This window comes from Coprococcus intestinalis, assembly GCF_023656595.1.
Classification (GTDB): domain Bacteria; phylum Bacillota; class Clostridia; order Lachnospirales; family Lachnospiraceae; genus Coprococcus_A; species Coprococcus_A intestinihominis.
This window is the reverse complement of sequence record NZ_JAMOKJ010000013.1, coordinates 25,087-48,385: the sequence shown is the minus strand read 5'-3', so window position 1 is coordinate 48,385 and position 23,299 is coordinate 25,087. Positions and strand designations below refer to the sequence as shown.

21 protein-coding genes are annotated in these 23,299 nt (G+C 44.0%); 16 read left to right on the top strand and 5 right to left on the bottom strand.

The features are described 5' to 3' along the window. The first annotated feature begins 11 nt into the window (after positions 1 to 11). From NBH03_RS10450 to NBH03_RS10375, 16 genes are all read left to right on the top strand, one after another. On the top strand, positions 12 to 836 hold the full coding sequence (locus NBH03_RS10450) for a sugar phosphate isomerase family (RefSeq protein ID WP_215689762.1): 825 nt from the start codon (positions 12 to 14) through the stop codon (positions 834 to 836). 89 nt (positions 837 to 925) lie between these two features. Further along, the gene (nagA, locus tag NBH03_RS10445; protein ID WP_250799545.1) at positions 926 to 2,092 is read left to right on the top strand and encodes an N-acetylglucosamine-6-phosphate deacetylase; all 1,167 of its coding nucleotides are present in this window, start codon (positions 926 to 928) and stop codon (positions 2,090 to 2,092) included. A 22-nt stretch (positions 2,093 to 2,114) separates the two neighbouring features. Further along, complete coding sequence (locus NBH03_RS10440; RefSeq protein WP_117528244.1) at positions 2,115 to 3,266, top strand: class II fructose-bisphosphate aldolase; 1,152 nt, start codon at positions 2,115 to 2,117, stop codon at positions 3,264 to 3,266. 39 nt (positions 3,267 to 3,305) lie between these two features. Continuing rightward, positions 3,306 to 4,025 carry a sulfite exporter TauE/SafE family protein gene (locus tag NBH03_RS10435; RefSeq protein WP_250799544.1) on the top strand — a complete coding sequence of 240 codons (720 nt, stop codon included), beginning with the start codon at positions 3,306 to 3,308 and terminating at the stop codon, positions 4,023 to 4,025. Between the two features lie 186 nt (positions 4,026 to 4,211). Next, entirely contained in the window at positions 4,212 to 5,126 is a 915-nt protein-coding gene (pfkB, locus tag NBH03_RS10430) for a 1-phosphofructokinase (RefSeq protein WP_178438497.1), read from the top strand. A 5-nt stretch (positions 5,127 to 5,131) separates the two neighbouring features. Beyond that, positions 5,132 to 7,039 (top strand): PTS fructose transporter subunit IIABC, encoded by a 1,908-nt coding sequence (locus NBH03_RS10425; RefSeq protein ID WP_250799543.1) that lies wholly within the window; start codon positions 5,132 to 5,134, stop codon positions 7,037 to 7,039. 73 nt (positions 7,040 to 7,112) lie between these two features. Beyond that, positions 7,113 to 7,370, top strand: coding sequence for an HPr family phosphocarrier protein (locus NBH03_RS10420; RefSeq protein WP_015513702.1), 258 nt, complete (start codon positions 7,113 to 7,115; stop codon positions 7,368 to 7,370). A gap of 140 nt (positions 7,371 to 7,510) precedes the next feature. Then, complete coding sequence (ptsP, locus tag NBH03_RS10415) at positions 7,511 to 9,163, top strand: phosphoenolpyruvate--protein phosphotransferase (RefSeq protein ID WP_215689766.1); 1,653 nt, start codon at positions 7,511 to 7,513, stop codon at positions 9,161 to 9,163. A gap of 167 nt (positions 9,164 to 9,330) precedes the next feature. Continuing rightward, positions 9,331 to 10,071, top strand: coding sequence for a DeoR/GlpR family DNA-binding transcription regulator (locus NBH03_RS10410; RefSeq protein ID WP_250799542.1), 741 nt, complete (start codon positions 9,331 to 9,333; stop codon positions 10,069 to 10,071). A 282-nt stretch (positions 10,072 to 10,353) separates the two neighbouring features. Further along, the gene (locus tag NBH03_RS10405; RefSeq protein ID WP_250799541.1) at positions 10,354 to 11,097 is read left to right on the top strand and encodes an SDR family NAD(P)-dependent oxidoreductase; all 744 of its coding nucleotides are present in this window, start codon (positions 10,354 to 10,356) and stop codon (positions 11,095 to 11,097) included. A gap of 124 nt (positions 11,098 to 11,221) precedes the next feature. After that, positions 11,222 to 12,094 (top strand): isocitrate lyase/PEP mutase family protein, encoded by an 873-nt coding sequence (locus tag NBH03_RS10400; RefSeq protein WP_250799540.1) that lies wholly within the window; start codon positions 11,222 to 11,224, stop codon positions 12,092 to 12,094. A gap of 28 nt (positions 12,095 to 12,122) precedes the next feature. Next, complete coding sequence (locus NBH03_RS10395; protein WP_250799539.1) at positions 12,123 to 13,427, top strand: GntP family permease; 1,305 nt, start codon at positions 12,123 to 12,125, stop codon at positions 13,425 to 13,427. Between the two features lie 75 nt (positions 13,428 to 13,502). Beyond that, positions 13,503 to 14,657, top strand: coding sequence for a hydroxymethylglutaryl-CoA reductase, degradative (locus tag NBH03_RS10390; protein WP_250799538.1), 1,155 nt, complete (start codon positions 13,503 to 13,505; stop codon positions 14,655 to 14,657). 235 nt (positions 14,658 to 14,892) lie between these two features. Further along, entirely contained in the window at positions 14,893 to 16,308 is a 1,416-nt protein-coding gene (locus NBH03_RS10385) for a sigma-54 interaction domain-containing protein (RefSeq protein WP_250799537.1), read from the top strand. Between the two features lie 67 nt (positions 16,309 to 16,375). After that, positions 16,376 to 17,128: a substrate-binding domain-containing protein gene (locus tag NBH03_RS10380; protein ID WP_250799536.1), complete on the top strand. Its 753-nt coding sequence runs from the start codon at positions 16,376 to 16,378 to the stop codon at positions 17,126 to 17,128. Between the two features lie 204 nt (positions 17,129 to 17,332). Further along, complete coding sequence (locus NBH03_RS10375) at positions 17,333 to 18,286, top strand: L-lactate dehydrogenase (RefSeq protein WP_015513705.1); 954 nt, start codon at positions 17,333 to 17,335, stop codon at positions 18,284 to 18,286. Between the two features lie 145 nt (positions 18,287 to 18,431). Here NBH03_RS10375 and NBH03_RS10370 read toward each other — a convergent pair whose 3' ends face one another. Genes NBH03_RS10370 through tenA form a run of 5 tightly spaced genes read right to left on the bottom strand, consistent with a single transcriptional unit; the run spans position 18,432 to position 23,009 of the window. After that, positions 18,432 to 19,532, bottom strand: coding sequence for an ABC transporter substrate-binding protein (locus tag NBH03_RS10370; protein ID WP_250799535.1), 1,101 nt, complete (start codon positions 19,530 to 19,532; stop codon positions 18,432 to 18,434). A gap of 55 nt (positions 19,533 to 19,587) precedes the next feature. Then, positions 19,588 to 20,766: a M20/M25/M40 family metallo-hydrolase gene (locus NBH03_RS10365; RefSeq protein WP_250799534.1), complete on the bottom strand. Its 1,179-nt coding sequence runs from the start codon at positions 20,764 to 20,766 to the stop codon at positions 19,588 to 19,590. Positions 20,767 to 20,820: 54 nt separating this feature from the next. After that, a complete protein-coding gene (locus tag NBH03_RS10360) occupies positions 20,821 to 21,564 on the bottom strand; it encodes an ABC transporter permease (protein ID WP_117541197.1) in 744 nt (247 codons plus the stop codon). Continuing rightward, positions 21,561 to 22,313 carry an ABC transporter ATP-binding protein gene (locus NBH03_RS10355; protein ID WP_117528296.1) on the bottom strand — a complete coding sequence of 251 codons (753 nt, stop codon included), beginning with the start codon at positions 22,311 to 22,313 and terminating at the stop codon, positions 21,561 to 21,563. Before NBH03_RS10355 ends, NBH03_RS10360 begins: the two co-directional genes overlap by 4 nt. Before the next feature lie 36 nt (positions 22,314 to 22,349). Further along, the gene (tenA, locus tag NBH03_RS10350) at positions 22,350 to 23,009 is read right to left on the bottom strand and encodes a thiaminase II (protein ID WP_250799533.1); all 660 of its coding nucleotides are present in this window, start codon (positions 23,007 to 23,009) and stop codon (positions 22,350 to 22,352) included. Positions 23,010 to 23,299 lie beyond the last annotated feature (290 nt).

The window sequence follows — 23,299 nt, the reverse complement described above, 5'->3', positions numbered from 1 at the left end:
GGTAGCATAACATGAAACATGAATATTACCAGTATAATGCAGAGGAGATCCTGTCCAAAGGACCAAAGTTCCCTCTGATTATTATGAAAGACAATGCAGAAGTTTTTAAATCCATGGCAGATGAGATGGCAGATACGATCGTTGAGCATAATGCAAAAGGTGAGAAGACTGTATTTATCTGTCCTGTAGGCCCTGTAGGACAGTATCCTTATTTTGTTGACAGAGTCAACAGCGAGAAAATCAGCCTGAAAAATGTCTGGTTCATCAATATGGATGAATATCTGGATGATAACAAAGAATGGGTGAGCATCGATCATCCGTTAAGTTTCAGAGGCTTTATGAAACGTACTGTTTATGACAAAATCAATCCTGAACTGGTGATGCCGGAAGTACAGAGAATCTTCCCTGATCCAAAGAATCCGGGTCACATTCCAGAAGTGATCGGGCAGCTTGGCGGTGTGGATATCTGCTTCGGCGGTATCGGTATCAATGGCCATGTTGCTTTCAATGAAGCAGACGGAAGTCTCAGCAATGAAGAATTTCTGGCACAGCAGACACGTGTCTTAAAGATCACGCCTGAAACAAGAACAGCCAATGCGATTGGTGATTTTAACGGTGCCCTTGAGGATATGCCGCATTACTGCATCACAATCGGCATCAATGAAATTTCCCATGCACGTAAGATCCGTCTGGGCTGCTTCAGAAACTGGCATCGTGCCGTTGTAAGACGTGCTGTTTATGGTGAACAGACATCTGAATTCCCAGTCAGCTTATTACAGAATCATTCGGATATTAATCTGAAGATTACTGAATTTGTAGCAAGCCTTACAGATTAATATGTTTATCATAGGCGGGGCGTTCAGCAAATGGAAGTATGATTCCCTGCATTTACAGCAGTGTTAAAACAGACAGAGGCGATAACAAAATGAAAACATTAATAAAAAACGGACAGGTTTATATGAACCGCCATTTTGAGAAGAAAGATTTATTGTTGGATGATAGAAAGATTGCTGTGATCGGAGATTTTCTTGAGCCGGAAGATGCAGATACAGCAGTATATGATGCGGAAGGCTGTTATGTCACACCGGGATTTATCGATGTGCATACACATGGTGGTTTTGGTGTGGATGTCAATGCAGCCACACAGGAAGATTACGAGAAAATCGGCCATTTCTTTGCAAAGGAAGGCACCACATCCTGGCATTGCTCTATCTTGACGGATACTGAAGAGCAGACAGACTGGTGCATTAAAGAAGCTGTGAAGCATTATGAAACCAATACAGCAGCAGGACAGCCGCACGGCAATTGTGCGGATCTGATGGGAATCCATCTGGAGGGACCGTTCCTGGCATCGGAGTACAAAGGGGCGATGCCAGAATATCTGCTTCGTACAGCGGATATGCCGCTGTTAAAGCACTATCAGGAGACAGCAGGCGGTTTTATTCATTACATAACTGTATCACCGGAAGTTGCAGGTATTCCGGAGCATGTCAAAGATATCACTGAGATGGGCATCAAAGTGGCTATCGGTCATTCCGGTGCGGATTATGCCACATCCTGGAAATGTATCGATGCCGGTGCAGCAGCCGCAACCCATACATTTAATGCGATGCGCCTGTTCCATCAGCATGAGCCGGCCATCATGGGTGCGGTTCTTGAATCGGATGTATACTGCGAAGCTATTTGCGATGGCCGACATCTTCATCCGGGTTCTGTCCGTTTCCTTTTGAAAATGAAGGGGTATGACAGAGTCATTGCCATCACAGACTCCATTATGGCTGCAGGACTGCCGGACGGCAACTACAAACTGGGAGTCAACGATGTCATTGTTGAAGAAGGTGATGCCAAACTCAAAGACGGTACAAGAGCCGGCAGTACCCTGACAACGGGACAGGCATTCAGAAATCTGATGAAATTCACCGGCGAAAGCCCTGAGAAGATTCTACCACTGCTGACAGAGAACCCGGCCACCATGTTAGGACTGCAGAACAGCATTGGCTTCATCAGCGAAGGCAAAGATGCCGATGTGTTGATCATGGACAGCGAATTCCAGATAAAAGAAACATTCGTCAAAGGACGTCGAATTATTTAGAAAATAGAGAGGAGTTTTAAAAATGCCATTAATTCCATTAAGACCTTTACTTGAAACTGTTGATAAATATCACTATGCGCAGGGTGCTTTCAATGTCAACGCTGTTGCTCAGGCAAAAGCGGCCATTGAAGTGCATGAAATGTTCCGTTCTGCAGCAATCCTGCAGGGTGCAGATCTGGCCAACGGATTCATGGGCGGCCGTACAGATTTCCAGAATGCAACTCTGGAAGACAAGAAGATCGGTGCAAAAAATATTGCCAATGCCGTCAAGAAATATGCTGAGGATTCACCTATTCCTGTTGTTCTGCATCTGGATCACGGCAAGAACTTTGATTCCTGTAAAGCAGCCATCGAAGGCGGTTATACATCTGTTATGATCGATGGTTCTTCACTGCCGTTTGATGAAAATGTAGAGCTGACAAGAGAAGTTGTTAAATATGCCCATGAAAGAGGCGTTTCTGTTGAAGGTGAGCTGGGTGTATTAGCCGGTGTGGAAGATCACGTATTTTCTGCAACATCAACTTACACAAACCCATTAAAAGCTGTTGAATTCTTTAAGAAGACAGGCGTAGATGCGCTGGCTATCTCTTATGGTACAATGCACGGTGCGTCTAAAGGAAAAAATGTTAAACTGAGAAAAGAAATCGTTATTGCCATCAAAGAGTGCATGATGCATGAAGGTATCTTTGGCGTTTTAGTTTCTCATGGTTCTTCAACTGTTCCAAAATACATTGTTGATGAGATTAATGCCCTGGGCGGCAATATTCAGAATGCCCATGGTATTTCTGTAGATGAACTGAAAGCAGCTATTCCTTGCGGTATCGGCAAGATCAATGTTGATACAGATATCCGTCTGGCTGTTACAAGAAACATGAAAGAATTCTTCCATAACTATCCGGAGAAACGTAACAGCCCATCCATCGGCGGCGTCTATAAACTGCTTGAAGAGAAAAAAGATCAGTTTGACCCTCGTGCATTCCTGCCTCCGATCATGGATACCGTTATGTACGGCAATATTCCTGATGAAGATGTTGCTGCTCTGGTTGCTGTCATCGAAAAAGGTGTTAAAGAAGCTATTGGTACACTGATTGTACAGTTTGGTTCATTCGGTAAGGCACCGCTTGTTGAGCAGGCAAGTCTTGATGAAATGGCTGAACGCTATAAGAAGATGTAATTGCGTCAATAATAGAAGGTAAAGAAGGAATTGTACAACATGGTCTGGCTGATTGTTGCGACACTTGCTGCTAGTTTTATTAAGGGTGTCTGTGGATTTGCCAATACCCTTGTATTTACCACGATATTGAGTTTTTCGTTCAATAACATTCAAATTACGCCGATGGATCTGATTATTGGCTACCCGGCCAATGTGATCATTGCCTGGAAAGAGCGCAGGCAAATTAACTGGCGAATCAGCCTGCCGGTGGCAGCTCTGATCATTTTCGGCAACATTCCCGGCATTTTTATGCTGAAGAATGTGGACACGCGAACCATCAAAGTGATTTTCGGTTTTTTCATTATCGCCATGGGCATTGAGATGCTGATGCGGGAGAAAGCCGGAAAGAAGCAGAAACAGTCAAAAATCATACTTGGACTGATTGGTGTGCTTTCAGGTCTGTGCTGCGGACTTTATGGTGTCGGTGCACTGCTGGCGGCGTACATGGATCGTGTGACTGAGGACAGCCATGCATTCAAAGGCAATCTTTGTTTTGTATTCTGGATTGAATGTACATTCAGACTGATTGTCTATCCATGCATCGGCATATTGAACTGGCAGATCTTTCGTCAGGCGGTATGTATGATTCCGTTTATGGTGCTGGCGCTGGTTTTTGGCATGAAGTGCTGCGGACATTTGAACGAAATGGTCATCAAGAGGCTGGTCATTATCGTGCTGATATTGTCAGGAATTGCACTTGTTATCCAAAACCTTTGTTAAAACATCTTATGCCCAATCACTTTTCATTATACAAGAGGTGTCGGCTGTGACTGATTTGGTCACAACCGACACCTTTTTTGTGCATATTCAACCAAAATCGGTCATTATTTTTGTGAAGTAGTTTGATTGAATTTGACTGAATCTGGCGTTATAATATGAACATAATAAAGAGCAGGAGGTAACAAGATGATTTATACAGTGACTTTTAATCCATCACTGGATTATATCGTTGCAGTAGACGATTTTCAGCTGGGACTTACCAATCGAACAAGTTCAGAATTAATCCTTCCTGGAGGAAAAGGCATTAATGTTTCAACATTATTAATGAATCTTGGTATAGAAAGCACAGCACTTGGTTTTATGGCCGGTTTCACAGGTGATGAGATTGTCCGTGAGCTGCAGGAAATGGGTGTGAAATCTGATTTCATTCGTATTGATGAAGGCATTTCAAGAATTAATCTGAAGTTGAAATCCATTGATGGCACAGAGATCAACGGCAGTGGACCGGCAATCAGTGCTGACAAAGTTGAACAGCTGATGGTTCAGCTGGATGCACTTGGTGAAGGCGATGTTCTTTTCCTGGCAGGCAGTATCCCATCATCTATGCCGGATGATATGTATCGCCGTATTATGGCAAGACTGGAAGGTAAAGGCGTGATGATCGTTGTGGATGCAACAAAAGATTTATTGCTGAATGTTTTGGAGTACCATCCATTTTTGATCAAACCGAATAATCATGAGTTGGGTGATATTTTCGGTGTAGAGTTAAAGACAAGAGAAGAAGTTGTTCCTTACGGCAAAAAGCTTCAGGAAATGGGGGCACGCAATGTGCTGATCTCCATGGCCGGCGAAGGTGCCGTTCTGATCGCAGAAGACGGACAGGTATTTGATAAGCCTGCACCGAAGGGCCATCTGGTGAACGCAGTAGGCGCGGGCGATTCTATGGTCGCAGGTTTTATGGCCGGATGGATGGACAAACAGGATTATGAGCATGCCTTCTGTATGGGTATTGCATCAGGAAGTGCCAGTGCATTTTCTGAATATCTGGCTACAAAGAGCGAAATTGAAGCAATTTATAAACAGGTAAGAGTGGAGGATTAAAAACCATGAGAATTACTGACTTATTGGATAAGCAGAGTATTTCCCTTAATGGTGCGCCGAAAGATAAGAAAGAGGCGCTTGATCAGGTCGTAGATCTGATGGCAAAAAGCGGCAAGATCAACGATGTTGAAGCTTACAGACAGAGAGTTTATGCAAGAGAAGAAGAGAGTACAACCGGTATCGGGGAAGGTATTGCCATTCCTCATGGTAAATGTGATGCTGTTACAAAACCGGGGCTGGCAGCTATGGTTGTCAAAGACGGTGTGGATTTTGATTCCCTGGATGGTGAACCGGTGCATCTGATCTTTCTTATTGCAGCTCCGAACACAGAAGATAATATCCATCTGGACGTATTGAGTAAATTATCAGTTCTTCTGATGGATGAGCAGTTTACAGCAGATCTGCTGAATGCCAAATCTGTGGATGAATTTCTTGAAATCGTGGATAAGGCTGATGACGAGAAGAGCGATATTGATGAACGTCTGGCAAATACCGGTGAAGCTGAAGGTGCGCAGGCAAAACTTCTGGCAGTAACAGCCTGCCCGACAGGTATTGCGCATACGTATATGGCGGCAGAAGGCCTTGAGAAGGCTGCAAAGGCAAAGAATTGTTTCATCAAGATTGAGACAAGAGGATCTGGCGGTGCAAAGAACGTGATCACCGATCAGGAAATTGCTGAAGCAGACTGTATTATCGTTACAGCGGATACTCAGGTACCGTTGGATCGTTTTGACGGTAAGAAAGTCATTATCCGACAGGTGTCCGATGGTATCAGCAAGGCGGATGAACTGGTAGATCTGGCTCTGTCAGGCAATGTACCTGTTTATCATGCAGCTGAAGGTGCTAAGACAGAGGTTAAATCTTCCAGCGGCGGCATCGGCCATCAGATTTATGCACAGCTGATGAATGGTGTTTCACATATGCTTCCATTTGTTATCGGCGGCGGTATCCTGATCGCCATTGCATTTCTGATCGATGGTCTTTCAATTGATATCAATTCACTGCCGGCGGATCAGAGAGCCAACTTCGGTACCATTACACCAATCGCAGCGATGTTCAAACAGATCGGCGGTGTTGCATTTGGCTTTATGCTTCCGATACTGGCAGGATTTATCGCCATGGCCATCGGCGACAGACCGGCACTTGCCCTTGGTTTTGTAGGTGGTATGATGGCTGCAAATGGTAAATCCGGTTTCCTGGGAGCTTTGGTTGCAGGTTTTGTTGCCGGCTATCTGATTCTTGCACTGAGAAAAGCTTGTGATAAACTGCCGACAGCACTTGAGAAGATTGCACCGGTTCTGATTTATCCGGTGGTGGGTATTCTGGTAATGGGATTCTTTATGATGTTCATTGTAGAGCCGATCATGGGTGGTATCAATACAGGTCTTAACAATGCCTTGACAGGTATGGGAAGTTCAAGTAAAGTGGTATTAGGATTAGTTCTCGGCGGCATGATGTCCATCGATATGGGCGGCCCATTCAATAAGGCGGCTTATGTGTTCGGTACAGCAGCTATTGCAGCGGGCAATTATGATATCATGGCAGCAGTTATGATCGGAGGTATGACACCACCTTGTGCCATTGCCCTTGCAACGATCCTGTTTAAAGATAAATTTACAAAAGAAGAAAGAGAGTCCGGTCCGACAAACTTTATCATGGGTCTGGCCTTTATTACAGAAGGTGCCATTCCATATGCGGCTGCGGATCCACTGCATGTTTTACCAGCCTGCATCGCAGGTTCAGCTGTTGCAGGCGGAATTTCAATGTTCTTTGGATGTACACTGATGGCACCTCACGGCGGTATCTTCGTATTCCCGGTTGTGGGCAATGCATTGATGTATCTGGTTGCGCTGGTTGTAGGTATGGCAGTTTCTACAGTATTACTTGGTTTGTTAAAGAAAAAGGTTGCTTAAGTTAAAGATTGAAATAATAAATGATGATTGTCAATAAAGTCAACGAATAATATGAATTGAGGAGGAATTTATCATGAAGGAATTTAAGTATGTGATCACAGACAAAGAAGGTATCCACGCTCGTCCAGCCGGTGAACTGATCAAAGTTGTTAAAGGATTCAACAGCACGATCAAGATTGCCAAAGACGGCAAAGAAGCAGACTGCAAGAGAATGTTCGCTGTTATGGGTCTTGGCGTTAAGAATGGTCAGGAAGTTGTCTTTACATTTGATGGTGAAGATGAAGATGCTGCATGTGAAGCAGTCAGCAAATTCATGAAAGAAAATCTGTAATTTATAATTATTGTAACGACGGCGTTATAAGGAGTTAAACGTGTTCCCGTATCAGCGGGGCGAATTGAAGAGACTGTTGCATGATGGGTGCCCTGTAATGGGTTATGCAGCAGTTTTTTCTTTAACGGAGGAGAATCAGGATGCAGATATATAAAGGTAAAAGTGTTTTTGGCGGTATTGCCATTGGTAAGATCAGTGTTTACAAAAAAGATGAACAGCTTGTTAAGCGTGTCAAAATTGAAGATGCAGATGCAGAAATGGAGAGATACACAGATGCCCGTAATATTGCGGCTGCACAGCTTCAGAAGTTGTATGATAAAGCGTTAAAAGAAGTAGGAGAGGCTAACGCTGCTATTTTTGAAGTGCATCAGATGATGCTTGAAGATGAAGATTACAATGAATCTGTTGAGAATATTATTCATTCCCAGATGGTGAATGCGGAATATGCGGTTGCCTCCACAGCAGATAATTTTGCCCAGATGTTTGAGGCCATGGACGATGATTATATGCGCGGCCGTGCGGCAGATGTCAGAGATATTTCAGAACGTGTGATCACTGTTCTGGCAGGCGGTGCAGGCAGCGGACTTGATTCTGATGAACCTGTTATTATTGCGGCAGACGATCTGGCACCATCAGAAACCGTTCAGCTGGATAAGGATAAGGTTTTATCCTTCGTTACAGCCCACGGTTCAGAGAATTCCCATACGGCCATCCTTGCACGTACCATGGGTATTCCGGCATTGATCGGTACCGGTATTGATCTGGATGAGACCGTTGACGGCAAGCTTGGTATTGTAGATGGTACCAATGGTGTTGTTTATGTTGATCCGGATGCTGAACTGCTGGAAGAAATGAAGAAGAAACAGCAGGAAGAGCAGGAGAAAAAACGTCTTCTTCAGACATTAAAGGGCAAAGAAAATATTACACTTGACGGTCAGAAAGTGATGCTGTATGCTAATGTAGGTAATATCAAGGATCTCGGTATTGCGCTGCAGAATGATGCAGGCGGTATCGGACTTTTCAGAAGTGAATTTATTTATCTGGGACAGGATCATTATCCGACAGAAGAGGAACAGTTCCAGATTTATAAGACTGTGGCAGAGACTATGGCCGGAAGAAGAGTTATCATCCGTACACTGGATATCGGTGCTGACAAGCAGTGCGATTACTTTGAATTGGACAAAGAGGACAATCCTGCAATGGGGCTCCGTGCCATCCGTATCTGTCTGACACGTCCGGAGATTTTCAAGACACAGTTGCGTGCGCTTTTCAGAGCCAGTGTTTACGGCAATATCAACATTATGTATCCGATGATTATCAGCGTTGATGAGGTCCGTCAGATTAAAGCCATTGTTGAAGAAGTGAAGGCCGAACTGGCAGAACAGGGAATTGAATACGGCAATCCGGCACAGGGGATCATGATCGAGACACCGGCCTCTGTGATGATGAGCCGGGAATTGGCAGAAGAAGTAGATTTCTTCAGTATCGGTACTAATGACCTGACACAGTATACACTGGCCATTGACCGTCAGAATTCAAAACTTGACAAGTTCTTTGATTCCCACCATCCAGCAGTCCTTCGTATGATTCAGATGACCGTTGAGAATGCTCACAAGGCAGGTATCTGGTGTGGTATCTGCGGTGAATTGGGCGCTGATCAGGCTTTGACAAAGGATTTTCTGGCGATGGGTGTCGATGAGCTTTCTGTATCTCCGGGAAGTATTCTTCCGCTTCGTAAGATTATCCTTGAGACCGATGTCGAAGCGTATAAGAAGTCAAAACAGACAAAATAATACAAGATTCACTCGACATAAACAGATGAAGGATGTCTCTCATTTGCAAATGAAGATTAAAATAGGCAACAGATTAATTCAGACTGCGTCACCATCAGGTGGCGCTGTCTTTGCAGAGTAGAAGAAGTAACTGCGAGGGTACAACGCAGCTGCAATAAGAGGAAATTATGCTGACAGAGCAACGATATGAAACAATTTTACGAATGTTGGATGAAAGAGGAAGTGTGACGGTCACAGAACTGAAAGACCTGCTGGATGCTTCGGAATCTACGGTGCGCCGTGATATCACAGCTCTTGGCAAAGCCGGCCGTCTGATCAAGGTTTTTGGCGGCGCCGTTGCGATGGAGCATATTATGACAGGCAGCGAACCGACAGTGGCTCAGAAGGTAGAAGTGAATAAGGAAGAAAAGTGTCGGATCGCGTCTTATGCAGCCAGACTGATCGAACCGGAAGACTTTATTTTCCTGGATGCCGGTACCACAACGGGATACATGATGGATTATCTGGAGGAGAAGAACGCTACATTTGTCACCAATGCGGTGGCGCATGCCCAGAAGCTGGCCGAGATGGGGATGAAAGTGCTGTTGGTAGGCGGTGAGCTGAAGAGTTCCACAGAAGCGATTGTCGGGGGACAGGCGACGGAGATGATCCGTCGGTATCATTTCACGAAGGGATTTTTCGGTACCAACGGTGTGACGAAGAAAACGGGATTTACCACACCGGAAGCCAGTGAAGCGGTTGTCAAAGAAATCGCTATGGCTCATTGCCGCGACCGATATGTTCTTGCGGATCATGACAAATTCGGTAAAGTCAGTTCCGTAACCTTTGGAGCTTTTCAATCGGCAATTATCCTGACGGATCGCAAAGTTCCGGGAATTGAGGACGCCGGGAATGTGATTGTGGTATAAAGAGAATGAAATATTGCTGGCACGGAGTATCAGCAAAATAAATTATGAAAAATAAAAATCCACTTTTGTAGAAAAGTCTATGAAAGTGGATTTATTTTTCTACAAAAGTAGACGAAATAATAGAAGTGTAAATAGCATGAGGAAAAAAGTCATATATATTCTGAAATTAGGCATGAAATAGCTGGATTTTAGGGATTATATGGCTTTTTTGCGTTAAAAAACCATGTGGCACGGGAATTGCTTTTATATTAGGTATCAAAAATAAAACAGGGGGAATAAAACATGAGATTGGAAGGAAAAACAGCAATTATCACAGGTGCAGCGAATGGTATCGGTGCAGAAATTTCAAGACTTTATGCACAGGAAGGAGCAAAGGTTGTTCTGGCGGATTTGGCGTTAGAGAAAGCACAGGAAGTGGCAGATGCCATTGTGAAGGAATCTGGCTCAGAAGCCATCGCTGTTAAGTGCAATGTGGCATCAAAGGAAGAAGTCCAGAACGTGGTGGATATCTGTGTGGAAAAGTTTGGGAAAGTGGACATTATTGTTAATAATGCGGGAATTACTTTACCGGCCTGCCCAATTGAAGATATCAGTCCGGAACAGTGGAAAAGGGTGCTGGATATTGATTTGATGGGAACAATTTATGGCACTCAGTGTGTGATTCCGATTATGAGAAAGAATGGCGGCGGAAAAATTATCAACATGGCATCCATTGCAGGACAGGTAGGCGGTGTATTTACAGAAGCGACTTATCCGGTATCAAAGGCTGGGGTGATCTGCCTTGCGAAAGCCGTTGCCAAACAGGTGGGAAAAGATAATATTACTTGCAATTGTATAGCACCGGGGACGGTTTTGACAGCGATGACCGAGACACTGGGGTCGGCAGATGCTTCATTGAATGTACCGCTGCACAGACTTGGAAATGTCAGAGATATTGCCAATGCAGCATTATTCCTGGCATCCAATGAAAGTGATTTTATCACAGGCGCCACTATTGATGTCAACGGCGGCATGGGAATGAGATAGCCGGTGACAGAAAAATCAATTTGTCATATGAAAAATGTTAAATCTGAGACAGCGTTGAAATTCGGTGTCGGGATTTACAGGAATAATTGAGAAAAGAAAGTCTATGAATGCGGAGGAAAGAAAAATGATGGATATGCATGAAAAAAGAGAAAAATTACAGGAGTATTTAAGAGAGCCGGGTTGTACACCGATTATGTGTGCATATGATGTATTAAGTGCAAAATTAATTGAGAATGCAGGATTCCCGATTGTTTATACAGGCAGTTTTATCACAGGTGCTTCACAGTTTGGCATGGCAGATGTAGGACTTGTTCAGCTGAAAGATTTACTGCCGCTGGCAAGAGAAATTGCCAAAGAAGTTGATCTTCCGATTATTGCGGATGTAGATAACGGCTGGTATCATGCAGGCAATATCTGGCGTATGATTCATGAATTTGAATATGCAGGTATTTCCGGTATTCAGGTGGAAGATGGTATTATCGGCAAACATGTAGGCGGCGAACCGATTGATATGTCAAAAGAAGTGATGTGTGACCACATTCGTGCTATGGTAGATGCCAGAACAGACAAGAATTTTATGATTATTGCCAGAACAGATGCCCTCTGGCTGAAAAATGATTGGGAAGAAACAATTGACAGATGCAACGCTTATCTTGAAGCTGGTGCAGATGCGTGCTTTATCACATTTGCAGGCTCCATCAAAGAATTGAAGGAATATAGAGACCGCATTAACGGGCCTGTTGTCACAACAGCTATTCATTTTGAGGATTCTATTGCGGAGGAAACAGAAGCCGGAGCTAATATGTCCTGTTATTGGCCGACAGCATTATATGCTGCGTTCTCGGCGGTTAGAGCAACCTTGGAAAAATTCAAAGAAACACAGGATATCACAAAAATTGATTATGATTTCGAAGAACATGAAATCATGGACATTCTTCCATATGATAAATACTACAGAAATATGGAAAAATTCCACGGCGCGGATCAGTATAAATAATTCGTACAAATGATAATGGGGGGAAATCATGTTACAGGTTTTATTTGTTTTTTTGACACTGGCACTGGTTATTTTTCTTGTATTTAAAAAATGGAATATCATTCTTGTATCCATCGTGGCAGCGGCAGTTCTGGCAATTTTGGATGGACAAAATATTCTCACAGCTTTAACGGATACATTTATGTCAGGTGCATCCACCTATGTCAAAAACTTCTTCCTGCTTTTCTGTGTAAGTGCTTTATTTGGTAAAGTAATGGAGGAAACAGGCGCAGCGGCAGCCATCGCAAAGTGGCTGACAAAGCTTTTGGGTGAGAAATTTGCGATTCTGGGTGTATTTTTTGCAGGTATGTTATTAACTTATGGCGGTATTTCAGCACTGGTTATCGCGTTTACCATGTATCCGATTGCACTGGCGGTATTTAAGAGCGCAAATCTTCCGAGAAGACTCATTCCGGGCGTTATTGCCGCAGGCTGTTTTACATTTGCGGCGACTGCATTTCCGGGTACTCCTCAGACAATTAATCTGATTCCGCCTCAGTATATCGGCACAACGGTGAATGCAGCGCCGGTTTTAGGTATTGTTTGTGGTTTGATCGGTACATTTTTACTGGTTATTTATGTTTATCATGAAGGCTCCGCTGCCAGAAAAAAAGGCGAAGGCTTTGAGGCTGATGAAAAAACAATAAAGATTCTTGCAGAAGCAGAAAAATTAGGGGACGGTGTGAATCCGATTCTTGCGCTGGTTCCGATTATTGTTATTATTGTTCTTCTGGTAGCAGCAAAAATGAATGCACATATCGCATTGTTGATTGGCAGTATTTTATGTGCAGTGCTGTTCCACAAAAATCTGAAATTATCAGGCATTCAGGAATTACTTGTGGCTGCTATCGGCAGCGGCACCAATGCAGTTATTACAACCGGCTGTATCGTTGGTTACGGTACAGTGGTATCTGCCAGTGCAGGCTACGCTATTCTCAGTGATGCGCTGATTCATATGGGCGGTAACCCGTTAGTGTCCTTTGGTATTGCCACAACTGTTTTGGCCGGTGCAGCCGGTTCAGGTACAGGTGGTCTGGCGATTGCCATGTCCAACATTGCACCGGAATATATTGCCATGGGTGTGAACCCTGAGGTGCTGCACAGAATCGGTACAATGGCCGCAACAGGTTTGGATTCCCTTCCTCACAGTGGTGCAGTTGTTGTGTTGTTGACATTATGCGGTATGACCCATAAAGACTCTTATAAACAGATTTTTGTTACGACTGTTGTGATTACATTGATTGTGGCTTTTATCGGTATTGCCATTGGAAGTGTGATGTATCCGATAGGATAGCAGATAAGAATAACCATATATTAAAATCCAGGATATGAATCATAGTTTTTATAAACCATAGAAAGAAGGTATGGTATGGGAAAATATGCAGATATAACAAAAATGACAGTGGATGAGAGGCTGCAACAAATTGCAGATATGACGCAAATGTCAGAATCCGATATCGAGATTTTAAAAAAGAAAAATGCTCTTAGTCTTGAAACGGCTGACAGTATGATTGACCACGTTATTGGTACTTATGCTTTGCCAATCGGTGTAGCCAGAGGTTTTGTGATTAATGGCAAAGAGTATGTTGTTCCGATGGTGTGTGAGGAACCATGGGTTGTCAGCTGTGCGGAAAAAGGTGCGCTGCTGGCGGCAGAATGTGGCGGTTTCAAAGCCACCCATACGGGTTCGGTGATGATTTCGCAGATTCAGCTGACAGGTATTAAAAATATTGAAACCTGTTCTATGATGATCCTTGAGCATAAAGCAGAAGTCTTGGCTAAAGCCAATGAAGCAGACCCGGTTCTTGTATCCATGGGCGGCGGTGCTTTTGAGGTGGAGACAAGACCTTTGCAGACAGAGGAAGGACCGATGGTGATTGTTCATCTTTTGGTAGATACAAAAGATGCCATGGGCGCCAATGCAGTGAATACAATGGCAGAGAAGGTGGCTCCTCTACTGGCTGAAATTACAGGCGGCAGACCGTATCTGCGAATTCTGTCCAATCTGGCAGTACATCGTCTGGCAAGAGTCCGTGTGCATGTAACAAAGGAAGTGCTGGGCGGAGAAGCTGTTGTGGATGGTGTTTTGCAGGCTTATGCATTTGCAAACAATGATCCATACAGAGCTTGCACCAATAATAAAGGTATCATGAATGGTTCTAGCCCGGTGGCATGTGCAACAGGAAATGATATTCGTGCACTGGAAGCAGGGGCTCATGCATATGCAGGTATCAGCGGCCATTATCGGCCGATTGTTCACTGGGAAAAGGATAATAACGGCGATTTGAATGGTATGATTGAATTGCCGACGGCTGTAGGTATTGTAGGCGGCACAACTAAAACCCATCCACTGGCTGGGGTAATGCTGAGAATGATGCATGTGGAAAGTGCAGAAGAATTATCGATTGTCATCGCAGCTACAGGACTTGCAGAAAATCTCTGGACACTCCGAACACTGGCAACCGGCGGTCTTCAGGCTGAATTTGTGCCATCATTGGAAAGAAGACAGGAAACAGAAGAATAGAGTAGTTTCGAAACAATCATTAGAAATGGAAAAACGTCCGTTAGGGCGTTTTTCTGTTATATTTTTGGTATTTTTTAGCTATGGGAAAAAGAGAGATGAAAAGAATTATCCCGAATGAGTAATGAACTTTTGAGATATTTGTTGTAAAATAGAAAGGTAATATAATTTTGATGCATGGGGAGGCATGTCAAGGGTACACTTTGTTTTTATGAGGTAAAAAGGGGGAGCAACAAGCATGCAGGATGAAATTGAATTATTACATATGATTCTAAAAAACTGCTTTGGAAATATTTTTGTTATAGATAAGGATGCCAATATTGTCTATGTGAATGATAATGCGGCCAATGCCCTTAGATTGCCGGCGGAAGAACTGATGAGGATGAGTGCCTATGAGTTGTTGGACAGAAAACTGGCAAGCAGTGTGGCTGCTTTAAAAGTGCTTGAAACGAAACAGGAGCATATCCAAGCAGTTACTTTTGCAAATGGCAATACCATGGCGGTGAATGCCCGGCCGGTTTTTGATGAGAATGGTGATATCAAAAACGTTGTTGTTTTCAGCCAGGAGCAGAAGGTCATCGAGCATTTTATGCAAAGTATTCAGCATGAAAATCAGGTCATCAGTCAGACATTATCCCATGTGCTGCAGGATTCAGAAAATAATGAGCTGATTGCTGTCAGCGATACGATTAAGCACTGCCTGATGATGGCAAAAATAGCCGCATATCGGGAGAGTACCATTATGCTTTATGGGGAATCTGGGGCCGGCAAAGAGGTGATTGCCAGATATGTACATCAAAATAGCCAGAGAAATAAGAAAATATTTTTGCCGGTTAACTGTGCGGCTATTCCACATGAATTAATGGAGTCGGAATTTTTTGGTTATGAAAAAGGGGCTTTTACAGGGTCAAGCCGTTATGGAAAGCTGGGATTGTTTGAATTGGCCGATGGCGGCACAATTTTTATGGATGAAATCGGTGAACTGGATTTGTCTATGCAGTCGAAACTTTTGAGGGTGCTCGAAAGTAAAGAGATTATGCGTGTGGGCGGAACAAAGATTAAGAAAGTGAATGTCCGGGTGGTAGCTGCAACCAACCGTAATCTGCAGGAAATGGTAAGCAGGGGAGAATTCAGGGAGGATTTATTTTATCGTTTAAATGTTATTCCGATTACTGTGCCGCCACTTCGGGAGAGAAAAGAAGATATTGCTGTGTTTGCGGACTATTTTATGGAAAAACTAAATCGCAAATACAATATGAATAAGAAATTTACCAATGAAGCAGTGACTGTTTTTCAGGCTTACAGGTGGCCGGGAAATGTCAGGGAAATGCGAAATATTGTGGAGCGAATTTTTGTCGTTGTTCAGGATGATATCATTACAGCCCGGCATGTCCGTGAAATTTTGGGTATCGGAAAGAATGTGCAATTTGATAATGAGAATGAAAAAGAACAGCCAAATTCTTTGATAGCATGTGACGAGCAGACCATTCATGAGGCAACGGAAGCATTTCAACGGCAGTATATAGAAAGTATATTGAGGAAATTCAATGGAAATGTTGAGAAGGCTGCAGCGGCAGCAGGAATTGGACGGTCGGGCTTCTATAAGAAAATCGATAAGCTGGGAATGAACAGCAAGGCTTTTAAAGAAAAATAGACAAAAATTAGTAGGTTCTATGATATAATAAATCCATTGGATCAATTTTAAGGAGGACAATTTCTGAATGAAAAAAAGAATTTTGGCGGTTGTGATGACAGCGGCTATGGTGCTGGGAGCACTTACAGGCTGTGGTCAGTCTTCTAAGGATGATAAGACAGAATCAGCCACAGCAGCAGAAACAGAAACTATCAGCTATGATGTACTGACCCAGGTGCGTGTAGGTTATATGCCGAATTATGAATCTCTCTGGGAAGTGGCCACAGCGATTAATAAAGGTTATTTTGAAGAGCAGGGACTGGATATCAAGTTATCTTCTTTTCAGGTTGACGAGGCGGGAATAGGGTTAATGGCATCAGGGTCTGTTGATGTGGCTTATATCGGAGCGGATGTGCATAAGCGGTGTATTGAAGGCGCGGCGCAGATTTTCTGCAGTAGCTTGAAGGTTTCCGGTGAAACTGCCGATTGCCAGGGCTGGGGATGCCTGCCGGGTTATGCGGAGGCCAACAAGGATATCCTTGTGAGATTTACAAAGGCACTTTATAAGGCTATGGATTATGGCTCACAGGAAGTCAACTATGATGAAGTGGCCGGTTATGTTGCGGATATCTGCGGTGCAGATAAAGCAACTGAATTGGAACAGGCAAAAGAAGGCAGCTGGATTGACAGCAAGACACTTCTTCAGTATCTGGGAGACGGTACATTGAAGAAATACTATGAAAGCCAGCAGAAGAATTTCATCGATGCTGGTGATGTAGACAAGAAAGTACCGATTGAAGATTATGTACTGTTTGATGTGATGGAAGAAGCCGGCAAATAGTGTTTTATAACTTTATAAATGAGTGAAGAAAGAGATGAACAAATCGGAAATGGATGCGTTTGTCTCTTTTTTTGTGGAAATTAAATGTGTAAAATTGAATACATAATACAAAATACTAATATTTTGATTGAATACTGTATACAATAATGGTATAATCAAATTACAAAAGAGATAAAACATTATTTGACATAAGGAGGTACCGTTATGGGTAGAGAGATTAATCAGAGAAAAGCAGCGATTATTGGTTGTGGTTTTGTTGGTTCAGCAACAGCATTTACATTAATGCAGAGTCAGCTTTTTTCAGAGCTTGTTTTGGTAGATGTAGATTTTGACAAGGCAGACGGAGAAGCAAAAGATATTGCTCATGGTATTCCTTTTGCGGGTCAGATGAAAATACATGCAGGGGTCTATGAAGATTTGAGTGATGCGGCTATTATTATTGTGACTGCCGGAGCCGGTCAGAAGCCGGGAGAGACAAGATTGGATTTGGTGCATAAGAATGTGGCGATTTATGAAAGTATTATTCCGAGAATTGCAGAACAGAATAAGGATGCGATATTATTGATTGTTTCCAATCCGGTAGATATTCTGACTTATACAGCTTTGAAACTCAGCGGCTATCCTGAGAATCGTGTACTTGGTTCAGGAACGGTTCTGGATACAGCACGATTAAAATATGCTCTTGGTGAGCATTTGAGTGTAGACAGCCGGAGTGTCCATTCCTTCATTATCGGTGAACATGGTGACAGTGAGATTGCCGTATGGAGCAGTGCCAATGTGGCAGGTGTGCCGCTAGACCAGTTCTGCGAGATGAGAGGCCACTATAATCATGAGACAGCTATGAAGGAAATTGCAGAATCTGTTAAAAACAGCGCTTACGAGATTATTGCCAAGAAGCATGCCACTTATTATGGCATTGCGATGTCTGTAAAACGTATCTGCGAATGCATTATGCGCAATGAAAAGTCTGTTATGCCGGTATCTTCAATGATGCATGGTGAGTATGGAATTGAGGGAATGTGTCTGAGCATGCCGGCTGTTGTCGGCAGTGAGGGTGTAGAGACTCATGTGCCGATTACTATGAACGAAGAGGAAACAAAGAAACTGCAGGAATCAGCAGCAACATTGAAAGAGATTATTGAGGATATTAAACTGTAAAAATCTTAGATGGCATAAGGAATAATGCGTAAATGAGCCGGGAGAACACAATTTTGTGAAGCTCCCGGCTTTTCTATTAATGATAATATACGCATATGCGTAAAGTAAAACAAGATAATATGGAAAGATAATGCAAACCAGAAATTTACTGTGGAATATCCGTTACCAGTGCATCGATATCAGCAGCCTTTGTGATGATGCCCATCTTCAGCAGCCAGTCAGCTGTATTCTGCCAGCTTTCTTTGTTGATAGTCAGGAAGTCAGCGCTGTTGTCAGCCATCAGAGGAAGAAGGATTTCCATACTCTTTTCTTCAACTTCTGAATCCAGAGGATAGTTGGCTTTGTCCTGGTTGTTCAGAAGAATCTGCAGGCAGCCCTGTGGATCATCGAGGACATCCTGGAAGCCTTTTCTGGAAGCGCGGATGAAGCGGGCCAGTTTGTCACTTTCGTTTTTGACCTGATTTTCACCGGTGACAAGGACAAGCTCTTCATAATCCGGACAGCCTTCTTTTGTAATATCGAAATAAGTCACGTCGTAGCCCTCTTTCTGAAGAGCTGGATATTCGTGGTTAATATAGGTACCGATGACAGCGTCTACATTGCCACTGATCAGGGATGTATTCAGGTCGAAGCCCACATCCTGCATCGTCACATCGTCATAGGAGAGTCCATTGTGTTCCATCATCGCTTTGACAAAATATTCATTGTCGACAGTGCCCGGATAGCCGATGATTTTGCCTTTCAGGTCTTTGGCACAGGTAATGTTGCTGGATTTCATAGACATGACGATGTTCAGCGGATGCTTCACAATCGTACCGAGAATTCTGACAGGAACATCCTGATTTGTTGCAGTAGAGATGATGTTTGGCTGGTAGTAAAGACCGGCATCCGCCTGTCCGGCCGCTGTCATCGTGATGGCATCATTTGTATTGGACGGGAACTGTACATGTACATTCAGTCCTTCTTCTGCATAGTATCCTTTTTCAATGGCAGTGTAGATAAAGGAATGCACCGCATTCGGATACCAGTCAAGGACAATGCTGAAATCTTCAAGGTCACCGTTGGATGCTGTGCTTTCAGCAGCTTCTGAAGATGCTGTGTCAGTCTGTGTTTCAGCAGTACTTTCTGAAGCATTTGAAGCAGCCTCAGTAGTGGATGTGCCTGCGGAAGAATTGCCGCAGGCAGCCATGGAAAGCGTCATAGCAGCAGTCAGTAAAAGTGCAGAAAATTTTTTCATCTTTTTCATAATATAACCCCTTTTTTATTAGTGATCGCTTAGAATTGACATCTAAGCCACTGAATTATTGTTCTTCTTTCATAATACCCAGCATAGCTGCAAAAAGTGCGGTTTTCTCGGTGATTGTTGGAATATAGACCTTTTCCTCGGTTGTGTGCATGCCGGATTCCACAGGACCGAATGCGTCAACGGCCGGCACACCGAAGGAATAGAACCAATTGGCATCTGTTGCTGTCGGTTCGGCAATTTCTTCCATGGTAATACCGAGGAGCTGACCTGCTTTTTCAGCAATCTGGAAAGCTTTGTGGCCCATTTCGTTCTTCTCAAGGGCAGGGAACAGAATACGGTGTGAAACAGTTGTTTCACATACAGGATCTTCGTTGGAAGCGGCCAGAGATTCGATATTGGCTTCGGCTTCGGCAAAGGAAGGACCATTGTCAGGAAGACCTGCTACACAGAATTCCATATGGGCATCACCGGCAACGATACCATTCGGACGCCCGCCGGAGATTGGTGCTACATTATAGTAGATCTCTCTGTCATAGTCATTGAAGCTGTACAGCTTGAGAATCTTATGCGCCAGTTCCTTGACGGCACTGTGCCCTGCCATATAAGCACCGCCTGCATGGGCTTCAACACCCTTGATATCCAGAGCACCCAGGATAACACCTTTACGCTGGCTGACAACACCGTAACCTTTGTCTGTTTTGGCAGCGCTCTCGAAGATGTAAGCACATTCTGTACCAGGTGCTTCTTTCTCGAAGACCTTGCGGCTGGTAATGGAACCGATTTCTTCATCGCAGCTGTAGAGCATAACGAGTTCTTTGTTTGGCAGTAAGCCTAATTCGCTGGCGATCTTGACAGCATAGGCAGAAACGGCGAACCCGGCTTTGCAGTCACCGCTTCCCAGGCCGTGGAGCCAGTTGTCTTCATCGACATAAGGCGGGAATTTGGCAGCATAGCCAACAGGGAAGACGGTATCCATATGCGAATTCAGGATGATCTTGCCTTCCGGATGTTCCGGTTTGATGCGGGCGATCAGATGGGTGCCGCATCCTTCAAAGAACATTTCTTCCATTGTCACACCGGGGATGGTTTCAAGGACAGCCCGGGCCATATCAATGACCTGCCTATTGCCTTCCACATAATTCGACTCACTGTCAACGGAGGTGAAGCGCATCAGCAAATCTACCTGCTCCTGCAGATAACCTTCTGCTAATTCTTTGATTTTGTTGATATCCATTTGTAAAACTCCTTTCATAGAGGGTGTTGTTCTAAAGGTGTTTGATCATTGTATTTACAGTTCTTTTCGCCATGGGATCGCAATTCTTTCTATAATACCGACAATCGCGACGATCAACATAGCCACTGCGGATAATAAGACAATCGGGGCGAAGACACCGGCACCATCCAGCTGTGTCAGCATACGTTTGCTGAAATAGCCAAGACCGCTTTGTGCACCCAGCCATTCTCCGATGGCCGCACCGATGATACTGATCGGAATCGCCATTTTGATGGCTGAAAAGAAATAAGGCAGTGCATTCGGCAGTTTCAATTTCATGAAAATATCCATTTTGCTGGCATTGAAACTGAGCATCAATTCCTCCATTTCACGTTTCGTGGACTGAAAACCGTCATAAACCGTGATGGTGATCGGGAAAAAGGTCATCAGTACTGTTACCAGAACTTTGCTCCAGATGGAATAGCCGAACCAGAGAACAAACAGCGGCGCAATGGCTGTTGTCGGGATCGTCTGGGAGGCGATGACCAGCGGATAAAGGGTACGGCGGATGCCTTCATGCATGTCCATGGCGATGGCCAATGCCAGACCCAGGACGATGGAGATGCCAAGACCGATGAAGGTAACGGACATGGTAGCCGGCAGATGCACCATGAACAGCGGTTCACGCAGTTCCCATAACTTCTGGATAACCTGGATCGGTGTCGGAAGAATATAGGCGGCATTGATGCCAAGTGCCAATGCTTGCCAGCCGATTAAAAGAAGAAAGAAGAGAATCAGCGGCGGTAAATATTTTCTCATATAATCACCTGCTTTCTCAACTGATCGATCAGATATTCTTTTAATTCGACAATCTCCGGTCGTCCCATATCATTGCGGTTTCTAGGATAATCCATGGGAACTTTTAGAACTTCCAGCTCATGGATCGGTGTCTGCTTGACCAGATAAATTTTGCTGGACATAAAGATGGCTTCCTCTACGTCATGGGTGATGAACATAATTGTTTTGTGGAAATGCTGCCATTGCTTCAGCAGCCATTCCTGCATGCTGATTCGGGTTAATGCATCCAATGCACTGAAAGGCTCATCTAAGAGCAGAAGATCAGCATCTGTTAAAAGTGTTCGGGCAAAAGAGATACGCTGACGCATACCGCCGGACAAATCCTTTGGATACTTGGCGGCATAATCAGAAAGTCCGACTTCCTTCAGAATATCAGAAACACGCTGTGTCTGTTCTGACTGAGGAACTTTGGCAATTTCCATGGGAAGGCATAGATTCTTCTCAATGGTGCGCCATGGAAAGAGCAGATCCTTCTGGGGCATATAGCCGGCAGCATGTTTCACGGAAGCAATATCCTGCCCGTTCAGAAGGATATTGCCGCTTTTTCTTTTCAAAAGGCCGTTGGTCAGCTTGAAGATCGTACTCTTTCCGCAGCCGCTGATACCGATAATGGAAATAAACTCCTCGGGTTCCACGGTAAAGGAAAGATCGTCAATGATATTGAAATCTTCGCTGTCATATTGAAAGGTGACATGTTGAAATTCTAACATTTTAGAATACTCCTTGGTAAAAGTTTTGCGTGCGGTCTAAAGCGTCATATTCCAGGCCATATCCCAGAAAAATGCTTCAAAGCGGCTGCATGTCCTGAAGATATCTTTGAGGTGGGCGATATCTGCTTCAGAACAGTGTTCACCGAGACGATCGACGGTGTCCAGGATGCTCTGGTTGCAGGCCACATATTCTTCAGAAACATAGCCTTTGATCCAGTCACCGTAGAATGGATGGTCAGCGGCTCCCGGAATCTGATTCAGTGCTTCTCCGATCATCTGATAGCTCCATGAGCAGGAGAGAATGGAAACAAGCAGTTCCAGAATGCCTTCATTGTGTCCGACTTCCAGCATATAGTGGGTATAGGAAGTGTTTATGATAGAAGGCTTCACATTCGCTACTTCTTCCGGGGTAATGCCAAGGCGGGCCATATAGCCGCGATGGATGTCCATTTCACCGTTTAATGTGTCGTTGACAAGCTGTGAGAAGAACTGCATCATCTCCGGTTCACGGGACTTGACGATACCCAGGGCATAAACTCTGGCATAGTCATAGAGATAAAGATAGTCCTGGAGCATATAAAAACGAAAACGTTCCAGGGAAAGGGAGCCGTCACCGATGCCGGAGACAAAAGGATGCTTCAGATAGCCGTCCCAGATCTCTTTGACGTCTTCGTATAAGATTTCTGTTAATTTCATAAATTTCCTCCTTAAACGAAGGCGTCTCAAAGAACTGTCAATTTATGGCAGGTCGTTCTCACTGCCAACGTCTCGCAGCGGTACATAAGGCGTTAAAAGACAACGCCTAGTACCGGCGGTCGTTGAAGCACCTGCCCATAAATTGACAGTTCTTCGAGACACCATATAGTTTATTGAATGATGAATGATTTAGTTTAAATGAAAAAGGAGCTCTGCTAAGAAATGAAGCAGGACTCCCGATTAGGTACATGTGTATTCATTACTTATGGCTGCTTATAAAAAGATAATTG

Excerpts from the sequence above, each read along its gene's own strand:
- tenA (WP_250799533.1), bottom strand. The coding sequence starts at position 23,009 with ATGAAATTAACAGAAATCTTATACGAAGACGTCAAAGAGATCTGGGAC.
- NBH03_RS10355 (WP_117528296.1), bottom strand. The coding sequence starts at position 22,313 with ATGTTAGAATTTCAACATGTCACCTTTCAATATGACAGCGAAGATTTC.
- nagA (WP_250799545.1), top strand. The coding sequence starts at position 926 with ATGAAAACATTAATAAAAAACGGACAGGTTTATATGAACCGCCATTTT.
- ptsP (WP_215689766.1), top strand. The coding sequence starts at position 7,511 with ATGCAGATATATAAAGGTAAAAGTGTTTTTGGCGGTATTGCCATTGGT.
- NBH03_RS10410 (WP_250799542.1), top strand. The coding sequence starts at position 9,331 with ATGCTGACAGAGCAACGATATGAAACAATTTTACGAATGTTGGATGAA.
- NBH03_RS10450 (WP_215689762.1), top strand. The coding sequence starts at position 12 with ATGAAACATGAATATTACCAGTATAATGCAGAGGAGATCCTGTCCAAA.
- NBH03_RS10435 (WP_250799544.1), top strand. The coding sequence starts at position 3,306 with ATGGTCTGGCTGATTGTTGCGACACTTGCTGCTAGTTTTATTAAGGGT.
- NBH03_RS10365 (WP_250799534.1), bottom strand. The coding sequence starts at position 20,766 with ATGGATATCAACAAAATCAAAGAATTAGCAGAAGGTTATCTGCAGGAG.
- NBH03_RS10380 (WP_250799536.1), top strand. The coding sequence starts at position 16,376 with ATGAAAAAAAGAATTTTGGCGGTTGTGATGACAGCGGCTATGGTGCTG.
- pfkB (WP_178438497.1), top strand. The coding sequence starts at position 4,212 with ATGATTTATACAGTGACTTTTAATCCATCACTGGATTATATCGTTGCA.
- NBH03_RS10360 (WP_117541197.1), bottom strand. The coding sequence starts at position 21,564 with ATGAGAAAATATTTACCGCCGCTGATTCTCTTCTTTCTTCTTTTAATC.
- NBH03_RS10405 (WP_250799541.1), top strand. The coding sequence starts at position 10,354 with ATGAGATTGGAAGGAAAAACAGCAATTATCACAGGTGCAGCGAATGGT.
- NBH03_RS10420 (WP_015513702.1), top strand. The coding sequence starts at position 7,113 with ATGAAGGAATTTAAGTATGTGATCACAGACAAAGAAGGTATCCACGCT.
- NBH03_RS10370 (WP_250799535.1), bottom strand. The coding sequence starts at position 19,532 with ATGAAAAAGATGAAAAAATTTTCTGCACTTTTACTGACTGCTGCTATG.
- NBH03_RS10395 (WP_250799539.1), top strand. The coding sequence starts at position 12,123 with ATGTTACAGGTTTTATTTGTTTTTTTGACACTGGCACTGGTTATTTTT.
- NBH03_RS10390 (WP_250799538.1), top strand. The coding sequence starts at position 13,503 with ATGGGAAAATATGCAGATATAACAAAAATGACAGTGGATGAGAGGCTG.
- NBH03_RS10375 (WP_015513705.1), top strand. The coding sequence starts at position 17,333 with ATGGGTAGAGAGATTAATCAGAGAAAAGCAGCGATTATTGGTTGTGGT.
- NBH03_RS10440 (WP_117528244.1), top strand. The coding sequence starts at position 2,115 with ATGCCATTAATTCCATTAAGACCTTTACTTGAAACTGTTGATAAATAT.
- NBH03_RS10425 (WP_250799543.1), top strand. The coding sequence starts at position 5,132 with ATGAGAATTACTGACTTATTGGATAAGCAGAGTATTTCCCTTAATGGT.
- NBH03_RS10385 (WP_250799537.1), top strand. The coding sequence starts at position 14,893 with ATGCAGGATGAAATTGAATTATTACATATGATTCTAAAAAACTGCTTT.
- NBH03_RS10400 (WP_250799540.1), top strand. The coding sequence starts at position 11,222 with ATGATGGATATGCATGAAAAAAGAGAAAAATTACAGGAGTATTTAAGA.